Here is a 9,354-nt window from a genome sequence, read left to right on the forward strand (position 1 = left end):
GCCCAATGCCCAATGCCCAATGCCCAATGCCCAATGCCCCATGCCCACTTCTCAGTAATTTTCGCTAATATTGGCACAAATATGTCTAAAGTTAATTCCAGTAATCTACGTTTGAGGTATTGAGGTAATGACTGAAAACCCCCTGAATAATTCCGGTAATCAATCGCCTAAGACACCTGGGCTGAAGCCAGCACTAGCAGCAGCACTAGCGAGTTTAGAGGTGCCCCTAGATCGAGAATTAGCGAGATACCGACGCACGCGAACTGGTTCAGTATCCTCGAACCAATCCCGTGTTGGGAGTTACATCAACAGTCAACCTCAGCAATTCACCGCTGTTTCCACGGCATTGGGTACAACTGGCATATCAGTGGCGGAAACTAAGATCGATGTACCACCACTTCCACCTGTGTCCGTACCTGTGAATCCTCAGATAACTCCAGCCTCATCTGTAGTCAAAATTGATGAATCACCGATACCAGCACCTCCTAATCCTCTGGTGGAATCAGAACCAGTGACGGTAAATACTGAGATACAAGGTAATGTAAGTCATATACAGCCCAGTTTGGATTCTGGGAAAAAACAAACTGAACTTCCACCACCGCCCCCCAACTTTAGTACCAGTATCGTACCAACAGTTGTAGATACTAAAGACGAAAATCTTGTGCAGCCGGATGATGGACTCAAGCAACCAGATGACTATCTGGAATCTAGTGAAGCGCTGCTGCGGAGTCTTACAGAAGAACAACCACAAACTAAAAAGCCCAATACAAATAATTATAGTGACAGTCTGCTATCACCTTTGGGCATCGGCTCGATGTTGCTGCTATTGGTGGCAAGTTTGACTTTGGGTTATGTAGTTTTCAATCCTAAAAGCTTGCCTCAGTGGAATTTAGCCAAGTTGTTTAACAGTAACCCACCAGCAGCACCGGAAAATACTCAGCCAGTGGCTAGTAATGTCCAATCTCAGATCCAGCCACCACCCACATCTGTGCCCAAGTATCCCAATCTGGCTGCTGAAGAGTTTCCGGAAGTGAGAGACCCTAATGATGTAGTTGGCTTAAAACCGAAAGCCCAAACAACGCCTCCAGTTGTCACCAATCCAGTTATTCCCCAAAATCCTATAAATCCTCAACCTCCATTACCTGAAGCTGTCACACCGCTAAAACCAACAAGTCCCATCGCCATTGCACCAGTACCCACGGTAAAGCCCTTACCTCTTGCGAGTTTGTCCTCGACGACTCCAAAACCAAAAACTTCACCTGAGCCAAATGCAGAAATCAAACCATCTACAGATGGGTTTTATCATGTAGTGATAGACAATCAAGGCCGTGCTTTAGCCTCAGCACGGGAAATAATTCCTGATGCTTATTTATCACCTGATAAACAATTGATTTTTATGGGTGCTTTTAAGACTAAAGAGCAAGTACAAAGACACATACGATTATTAGAATCCAAAGGAATTAAGGCACGAGTTCAATAGCCGTGAGTCGTAAAAATGTAAGATACCATGAGATAACGGTGCTAAGTGGGAAATAGGGAGTAGGTAGAGATGAGGATTAACCCTTGTCTCTACCAAGTGCAGATGCAAGAGATGTAAAATCTTGGTTGTTTAGTACGCTACTACAAAAATTCTGATACTTAGGAGCGTTCGACTAGCGGCGATCGCCACCTATTATGAATGAAACAAACATTTTCTTTACCCATTCTCTATTCCCTATTCCCCGCGTTTTTGAAGAGTAGTGGTTATTTAGCACTCAATACGGGCTAAACCCCCGGCTACCGCTAGCAAGACTCACTACTGAGTTTCGTGAATGGAGAGCAGAGATGGAGTTAATTAAGCGTATCCTGCGGGTGATTCGTGCTAACATCAACAGTCTGATTAGCAGTACAGAAGATCCAGAAAAGATTCTGGAGCAAACTGTGATGGAAATGCAGGAAAATTTGGTGCAGTTGCGCCAGGGTGTAGCACAAGCCATCGCCACCCAAAAACGCACTGAACGACAAGCTGCTGCTGCCCAATCCCAAGCAGAAGAATGGTATCGCCGCGCCCAGCTAGCACTGCGACAAGGTAATGAAGTCTTAGCACGGGAAGCTTTAACAAAGCGTCAAGCTTATAAAGAAACGAATATAGCCTTATCTAATCAAATAGAACAACAAAATGAGATTGTGGTTAGGCTAAAAAAGGATATGCGATCGCTAGAATTAAAAATTGGCGAAGCGAAAACTAAAAAGGATATGTATATTGCTCGCGCCCGTTCTGCTGAAGCTTCCTATCGCTTACAAGAAATGCTCGATGGAGTTTCTGCTACTAGCAGTCTCAACGCCTTTGAACGGATGGAAGAAAAAGTTTTGCAGATTGAGGCAAAATCAGAAGCCATTGCTCAACTCAGTAGCGATGACTTGGAAACACAATTTGCTTCCTTGGAATCTACTAATGATGTAGATGCCGAATTGGCAGCTATGAAGGTGCAAGTTTTAAATGAGGCAGAAAACACACAGCACAACAACCGCCTCTTGGAAGACAACCAGAAAATCGAGCAGCCTCCCCAACAGCAGTTACCCAAAACACAAGACTCTTAAAGTTCGGTGAATTGCCACGGCTTCGAGATATCTTAACAATTAAGAGTTGTTGGGAGGTACCGATCCAAACCGGAAAGATTACATTGAAATAGGTAGCTATTAAAAAGTAAAAAAGCTAACTGTCCAACAAAGAGCGTAAACCAAAACAAGGAAAAACAAAGTTATGGGATTATTCGATCGCATTAAACGAGTTGTTAGTGCTAACCTTAATGACCTAGTAAACAAAGCCGAAGATCCAGAAAAAATGCTAGAGCAAGCCATCCTGGAAATGCAGGAAGACTTGGTTCAACTGCGTCAGGGAGTAGCCCAGGCGATCGCTGCTCAAAAACGCACTGATAAACAGTATACTGATGCTCAAAATGAAATCAATAAGTGGCAGCGCAATGCTCAATTGGCACTGCAAAAAGGTGATGAAAACCTGGCAAGACAAGCCCTAGAGCGTAAAAAGACTTATACTGACACCGGCGCTGCACTCAAAGCTAGCTTAGATCAACAAAGCATTCAAGTTGAAACCCTCAAGCGCAACTTAATCCAGCTGGAAAGCAAAATTTCTGAGGCCAAAACCAAGAAAGAAATGCTCAAAGCCCGGATTACCACTGCCAAAGCCCAAGAACAACTCCAAGGTATGGTACGTGGAATGAATACCAGCAGCGCGATGGCTGCCTTCGAGCGGATGGAAGAAAAAGTCTTGATGCAAGAAGCCCGTGCCCAGTCAGCAGGAGAATTGGCAAGCGCCGATTTAGAAAGTCAATTTGCCCAGTTGGAATCTGGTAGTGATGTTGATGATGAATTAGCTGCTTTGAAAGCGCAAATGCTACCACCCGCAGCTCCACAAAATCAACCCCAACTACCACCCCAACAACCAACCCAACAACCAACCCAACAACAAACCGCCGCTCCCAAGTCTAATGATGTGGTTGATGCTGAGTTGGATTCCCTACGCAAGCAATTGGATCAGATGTAAAATTGCCAAAAAATTTACTTTAGCTAGTCCCACAACCAACAGGTGTGGGATTTTACGTTTTATGGGCAAAAGGCAAGGGGCATGGGGCATGGGGCATTGGGCATTGGGCATGGGGCAAAGGGCAAAGGGGAAAAGAAATATCTTCCTTTTCCCTTTAACCTTTCCCCTTTTCCCAAGGCGTTGCCATCTCCCTCATCTAGCATTTTGCATGTTTGGACAAATTGTATGCTCCTGCCGATGTGCCGTATTCTTCCAGCCCGAAAGCAATCCTTGGATTTCGGAGCGTAAGGTTAATAACTGATCGATTTGGCGATCGATGTCTAAAAGCTTTTGTTCTAGCTTTTCTTGAATCTCACCACAAGGTACTTGTCCTTGGTCATAAACTTGAAGAATATCTCCAATCTCTTCTAAGCTAAGACCAAAGTTTTGTGCCCTTTTAATGAAAGCTAAACGAGTTAACACATCTAATGAAAACTGGCGAAAGCCTCCTTCTGTTCGCTTTGATGATTTGATTAAACCTAAACTTTCGTAATAACGGATTGTGCGAATGGGAATTGTACTTAAGTTGGTTACCTGGCCGATTAAAAGTAGTTTGTTATCTTGAGCTAACACGGTAGTTTCCCCTTTTTTGTGATGATTATTACATTATTTGAATATAAAATTGCTAAATATTTTAGTAGTTTGTCGCTAACATCATTGGATTGCAATTTTTCATTTATTGGGTAAATCCTTGTCGTAGTACTGAAAGTAACTGTTTGTTTATAGTTCCTATGTTACTTGTAGATCGAACGCTTCACTACAAGTGAAACTATAAAAATGAATCTCAATTCCCAGACTTTTAATTCAACCCGTAAACCTAAAAACTTTAATAATCCAGAGCGTTTTATTGAAGGATGGTATTGGGTAATACCCTCTATAAATCTGCTGGTAGGTGAAGTAAAATCTATCACGATTTTGGGTAGGGAGTTAGTGATTTATCGGGGAAAAGACAAAAGAGTAGTGATTTTTGATGCCTACTGTCCGCACATGGGCGCTCACCTTGCTGAAGGTAAAGTAGAGGGAAATGCACTACGTTGTTTTTTCCATCACTGGAAGTTTGATGCTGAAGGAATGTGTGTTGATATTCCATGTTTAGAGACGCCGCTTTCTTTGAAGTTACAATCTTGGCCCACTGCTGAAAAATACGGGATGATTTGGGTTTGGACTGGAGAAATACCACAACAACCGCTACCTTTTGTTCCAGAGTTAGAACAAAAAGAGTGCGATGTGAGCATCCATTCTCACTTTTTAATGAATTGCCATCCCAATGTGGTGATGATTAATGCCATTGATGCTCAACATCTCAATACAGTCCACAGATTGCCTGTAGAAGTTGTCTTTGAAAGACACCAACTCAACGAAAATGCAATGATCTTCACCAACATTGCACCCCTCAAAGAAAATTCATTTGTCATCAAGCTCATCCGTCTTTTCTACAAAAATACCATTACTTACAGTATTTGCTATTGGTACGGTAGCATCGGCATTGTGACATTCGGCCCCGATTTCTTCCATGTTCACATGATGTTTGCTGTCCGTCTTAATGAAGGGGGAAAAGCTGAAGGTCAAATTTTGTTGATGGTTAAAAAACGTAAGGGGATTTTTGGTTGGTTATCGAATCGAGTTGTGTTGTGGTTGACTAAGATTGCAGGTAAGTATTTTCTGATGGGTGACATCAAAGTTGTCCAAACGATTCGGTTTGATTTGAAGACCCCAATTAGAGCAGATTATTCAATTATGCAGTTTATCAATCATGTTGAAAAACAACAGGCTCGATTCTGGGGGACTTGGGAACAAACGCGATCGCGTGATGATGAAAGCAAAGCCAAGCGCGAAAGATGGCGAGATAGTATGAGTAATGATTAAGTGTCAGAATTCAGAAGTCAGGAGTCAGGAGTCAGAATTCAGGAGTCAGGAGTCAGAATTCAGAATTCAGAAGTCAGGAGTCAGAATTGAAAAGCTTGATATTTGACTGGAAAAATGAAGTATTATACTTTATTTAGTTGCAAATTGCTCAATCACTAAATAAAAGTTAAAAGTTGAAACAAATAGTTTTAACTTTTAATTTATTTTTTCCTGGGCATACGATATAAATAAAAAGAAGTGGCAAAGCCACTTCCTAATTCCCAGGTAGAACCTAAGTCATGAGTATAACGACTACAAAAAATTGAAATAGTATAAACAAACACCAATTTGTTGAATATCTCTGTTTTCCTTGTATTCTGGCTTAGGCAATCATTATTTCTGTCAGGCAAATAACACTATATTTAATAAATTTTGCTGTTCCAATACCAATTTTGGTATCAGTGAACAAATGAGATATTGAGTAGCCGATTATTCTTGACTAGGATTCAATACAACGATGATTTCTGCGAGTGTAATTCCTAAAGGTTTCCAATGGCGATTACTGGAAGAAAAAGTAGTATCTCCTAACACTGCTTGGTAGTCGTTGGGAAACTTTTCGGAAGCATTAGTAGCAGCGTCTACTCGCAAAATCAGTTTACCTTGATAGCGGGATAATTTGCTGTTATCTAACAAAATTGTGCCGCCGTAATCCCAGCCTAATCCATAGAGTTTAAAGTTACCTAATTTCTGGCGTAACTGGCTTAAGGAGGTTCCGACACCGATACCTTCACGGGTTTTCCAAGCAGAACCCAAGTTACGCACATCTAGAGGTTTGGTACGGGTTTTATCACTCCAGACTACCAAAAGCGATCGCCCCCGATCTAACTTTAATTGAGTAGCGGCAAAACTACCGATTCCTTCAGCACCGGAAATGGTTTTATCAACGACACGAGACGCACCAAACAATTTTACTAAATCTCGTTTGGTGGTTGTGCGTGTTATTGGCCCTACTCTTTCTCCAGGAATAATCAGGGTGTCTGTCAATGGTTGTGATTGTGCGATAGTAACTGAATTATCGATTTTTTGGGGTAATGCAACTGCTTCTTTTGCTGAGTAAATTACCAGCAAGGCTAACGTAGCTGTAGCGATACTTTTAATATGTGACTTCACAATATACCTCAATTAAATCCGATTGGGGATGTTTCTTCAATTATTACTTTTCAGTTTTAACTTCTACAATTTTCCAATTACGGATTCCTGATTTTTTCAAAATTTTATGAAGAAGAATTCAGAACGGGCTAAACACCCCGCTACCGCTAACAGGAGCCAGAATTCAGTATGAATTGGAGTCCAACTGGTTGATAGGGCTGCGGTAGCGAGTCTTGCCTACGGCACGCTGCGCGAGCGAGCGTCGCGTTTGAATATTGGTTTAAAATTCAGGCGAATTGTGGGCGAAACCAATTTTAGACATTATTCCTTATTAAAACTCTATCCATAAAAGGATAGAGTATCCACAAATTCTGAATTCTGACTCCTGAATTCTGACTCCTGACTACTTTTTATTTCATCACCCTAGTTGCGTTGAAAATTGCCAGCAACGCTACTCCAACATCTGCAAACACAGCTTCCCACATTGTCGCTATGCCGAAAATACCCAATCCAATAAATACACCTTTAATTACTAGAGCAAACCCAATATTTTGCCAAACTATTTTTCTGGTTTTTCTGGCAATTTGAATTGCTTGTGCTACTTTTGATGGTGCATCTGTGATGATGACAATATCGGCAGTTTCTATGGCTGCATCTGAACCTAAGCCGCCCATTGCCATACCAATATCTGCTCTAGCAATCACTGGGGCATCATTAATTCCATCTCCAACAAAGGCTACTTTAGCATGTTTTTCGGTGGTGCTGAGTAATTTTTCAATGGCGTTGACTTTTTCTTCTGGTAATAACTCTGCTTCGTAGATATCTATGCCTATTTCTTGAGCAATTCGAGAAGCGATCGCTTGATTATCTCCTGTTAACATTACTGTTTTTTCTACACCCATTTTTTTGAGTATTTGAATTGCTTCTCTAGCATCTTCTTTGAGTTCATCAGCTATTACTATATACCCAGCGTAGATATTATCTACTGCTAAATGAATAACTGTACCTTCCACTAGGCAATTATCATGAACAATAGCTTCTTGATGTAATAAGCGATCGCTACCTGCCATTACTACTTTATTTGCAACTTTGGCTCTAATTCCACAACCTGCTATCTCTTCATAATCTTTGACATCAGATGCATCAATATTATTACCGTAAGCATTGCGGATAGATTGGGCTATGGGATGATTAGAATGGGATTCTATTTTAGCTGCTAATTCCAATAATTCTTCTTCAAAAAAACCATTTTTTGCTACTATTTTGGTGACTTGAAATACTCCTTTAGTTAAAGTTCCAGTTTTATCAAACACAACTGTTTTGACTGCATTCAGACTATCTAAAAAAGTAGAGCCTTTAACTAAAATTCCACGCTTCGCCGCACCTCCAATACCTCCAAAGTAACCTAATGGAATACTTATAACTAATCCACACGGACAGGAAATAACTAATAAAATCAGGGCACGATAAATCCATTCTGAGGAAGTTGCACCGGAAATGAATAAAGGAGGCAATAAAGCAACGCCTAGAGATGCAAAAACTACTATCGGCGTATAATATCGAGCAAATTTAGTAATAAATTTCTCTGTTGCGGCTTTTTTGCTTTTGGCATTCTGCACTAAGTCTAAAATCTTGGCAATGGAAGATTCATCAAACAGTTTTGTTACTTGAATAGTTAGAACGCCGATTTTATTGATTGTTCCAGCTAAAACTGTTTCTCCTGGCTTCACACTTTGCGGTACAGATTCTCCTGTTAACGCAGATGTATCAATTTGAGAATTACCTTGGAGAATTTCACCATCTAAAGGAATTTTTTCTCCAGGTTTAACGACGATAATATCTCCCATTTTTACTGTGTCTGGTGATACTTTTTTCAATCCTTGTTCTGTTTGGATATTTGCATAATCTGGGCGGATTTCTAATAAAGCTTTGATAGAATTTCGAGAACGGCTGACGGCAATATCTTGGAACAATTCGCCAATTTTATAAAATAACATCACTCCCACAGCTTCGGGTAATTTATGAATGGCGATCGCTCCTAGTGTTGCTACTGTCATTAAAAATGTTTCGTCAAATATTCTACCTCTAAGAATATTGCGTCCAGCAGTTTTTAAAACACTCCATCCACTTAATAAATAAGCAGGAATGAAAACTAAATACTCACCTATTGAGTAGAGTGTATTATGCAATTGATTTTCAAAAATTACACCGGGTGCATACAAACTTAAAATCATTACTAAAGGAAATATCTCATTTTTGAGGTTGAATTCTCCCCCGTGGTTGTGATTGTGGTCATGGTTATGATTCTCATCATGATGATGGTTATGATTCTCGTGATGTTCGTGTTCGCAACTGCAACAACCTGAAGATTCTGAATGTAGTTTTTGCTTCATTTTTTTGAAAATTGTAAGTTATTGGATATAGAACCTTTCTTTAAAGGTAATGAAAAAAATTAATTTTTACAAGTTAATAATTTAAGAAAGATAATCGATATCAATAAGTCAGAATTCAGAAGTCAGAATTCACAAGGTTTAATGTTAAATTTTGCAATTGATTATTAGCGATTACTCAGATTACCAATTTCTCAAATATTTGAATTTGATAATAAGTATTAATCTCACGTAAGATGCTTTCGGAGATGAGGGAGACAAGGGAGCAGGGGAGATGAGTTTTTCCCCTCTGCCCCCTGGAACCTCTTCTGTCCAATTCCCCATGCCCAATGCCCAATGCCCCATCCCCAATTCCCAATTCCCTAAAAATTTAAAATATCTAATGAT

General features: G+C 40.4%; 7 protein-coding genes. 4 read left to right on the forward strand and 3 right to left on the reverse strand.

Going from position 1 to position 9,354, the window contains the following annotated elements; genetic code table 11:
- Positions 1-127 precede the first annotated feature (127 nt).
- The 3 genes from GNE10_RS27210 (at position 128) to GNE10_RS27220 (ending at position 3,544) form a co-directional block, all read left to right on the forward strand.
- The gene (locus GNE10_RS27210) at positions 128-1,480 is read left to right on the forward strand and encodes a hypothetical protein (protein ID WP_185568632.1); all 1,353 of its coding nucleotides are present in this window, start codon (positions 128-130) and stop codon (positions 1,478-1,480) included.
- A gap of 344 nt (positions 1,481-1,824) precedes the next feature.
- Positions 1,825-2,580, forward strand: a complete 756-nt coding sequence (locus GNE10_RS27215) for a PspA/IM30 family protein (RefSeq protein WP_185568634.1) — start codon at positions 1,825-1,827, stop codon at positions 2,578-2,580.
- Between the two features lie 163 nt (positions 2,581-2,743).
- Positions 2,744-3,544, forward strand: a complete 801-nt coding sequence (locus GNE10_RS27220; RefSeq protein WP_185568636.1) for a PspA/IM30 family protein — start codon at positions 2,744-2,746, stop codon at positions 3,542-3,544.
- 192 nt (positions 3,545-3,736) lie between these two features.
- On the opposite strand, the gene GNE10_RS27225 is transcribed toward GNE10_RS27220, so the two are convergent.
- Positions 3,737-4,156, reverse strand: a complete 420-nt coding sequence (locus tag GNE10_RS27225) for a heavy metal-responsive transcriptional regulator (RefSeq protein WP_185568638.1) — start codon at positions 4,154-4,156, stop codon at positions 3,737-3,739.
- 204 nt (positions 4,157-4,360) lie between these two features.
- On the opposite strand from GNE10_RS27225, the gene GNE10_RS27230 reads away from it, so the two are divergent.
- Complete coding sequence (locus GNE10_RS27230) at positions 4,361-5,449, forward strand: aromatic ring-hydroxylating dioxygenase subunit alpha (protein ID WP_185568640.1); 1,089 nt, start codon at positions 4,361-4,363, stop codon at positions 5,447-5,449.
- Between the two features lie 468 nt (positions 5,450-5,917).
- On the opposite strand, the gene GNE10_RS27235 is transcribed toward GNE10_RS27230, so the two are convergent.
- Positions 5,918-6,598 (reverse strand): hypothetical protein, encoded by a 681-nt coding sequence (locus tag GNE10_RS27235; protein WP_185568642.1) that lies wholly within the window; start codon positions 6,596-6,598, stop codon positions 5,918-5,920.
- A 389-nt stretch (positions 6,599-6,987) separates the two neighbouring features.
- Positions 6,988-8,970, reverse strand: a complete 1,983-nt coding sequence (locus tag GNE10_RS27240; protein ID WP_185568644.1) for a heavy metal translocating P-type ATPase — start codon at positions 8,968-8,970, stop codon at positions 6,988-6,990.
- Between the last annotated feature and the right edge of the window lie 384 nt (positions 8,971-9,354).

Origin of the sequence: Nostoc sp. 2RC, from assembly GCF_014222165.1 — a bacterium.
In the GTDB taxonomy this organism is placed as follows: Bacteria; Cyanobacteriota; Cyanobacteriia; order Cyanobacteriales; family Nostocaceae; genus Nostoc; species Nostoc linckia.